The sequence below is a fragment of the Shewanella sp. SG41-4 genome (assembly GCF_014164505.1).
GTDB lineage: Bacteria > Pseudomonadota > Gammaproteobacteria > Enterobacterales > Shewanellaceae > Shewanella.
On sequence record NZ_JACJFI010000671.1, the window covers coordinates 1 to 1059 of the forward strand.

1 protein-coding gene is annotated in these 1059 nt (G+C 43.9%); it reads right to left on the bottom strand.

Features of this window, described 5'->3' with window-relative positions; genetic code table 11:
* Window positions 1-12: 12 nt before the first annotated feature.
* The coding region (locus tag H5202_RS23165) for a branched-chain amino acid aminotransferase (protein WP_182774072.1) at window positions 13-1059 on the bottom strand (1047 nt) is incomplete at its 5' end.

Genomic DNA, 1059 nt, shown 5'->3' on the forward strand with positions numbered 1-1059 from the left:
ATAAACTATAAACTACGGTGCAACACGTTCAACGCGTTTTACCCAGCCTTGCGGTGCAGCAACATGGCCTTTTTGCAGCTCAGTGAACAGCTTATAAATGCGCTGAATATTAGGACCCACTTTGCCATCACCAACGGTGATAACTCGTCCATCTTCAAAAATATATGAACTTACAGGCGATACCACCGCAGCTGTACCAAATCCACCCGCTTCAATAATTTCACCCGCTTCAATATCAGCAATGAACTTATCTAACATGACCGTTTCTTGTCTCACTTCACAACCCAGCATATCCCCAAGTTCCATAATGGATTGAGAGGTAATGGATTTTAAAATGGTGTCAGTGAATGTCGGAATAATCACAGTGCCATCTTTTAAAATGTGGAAGTGATTCATCGCGCCAGCTTCTTCAATTTGAGTATTGGTTGAATCTAAATACAATACCTGCGATGCGCCATATTCTGCAGCGGCTTTGCCAGCACGCAGTGAGGCAGCATAGTTACCAGCCGCTTTTGAAGCACCTGTACCACCAGACACTGCACGGTGGTACTTAGTACTGATTAACAAGCGAATACCATTATTAACCCCGGAAGCATAATAAGCTCCAGATGGGCTTAGCATTACGCAGAATGTATATTGTTGACTAGGGCTAACAGACAAACGGTCTTCTGTTGCAAAAATAAAAGGTCGAATGTATAAACACGCGCCTTGTTGCTGCGGGAACCATAAACGGTCTACATCAATAAGGGCATTGATTGCCTTTATTTGCATGCTTTCATCGATATTCGGAATACACACGATATCGGCAGAACGGTTCATACGTTCAGCATTTTTGTTTAAGCGGAAGGTGTAAATCTCACCGTCTTCGTGCATAAAGGCTTTCGCGCCTTCAAAAATCGATTGGCCATAATGCAATGACATTGCACCTGGTGCCATTTCAAATGGGCCGTAAGGGACTATGCGCGGATCGCACCATTGACCATCACGATAATCCATCAAAAACATGTGATCAGTACGAAGCTTACCGAAACCTACAGCGCCTTCTGGCTTAAATGGTTC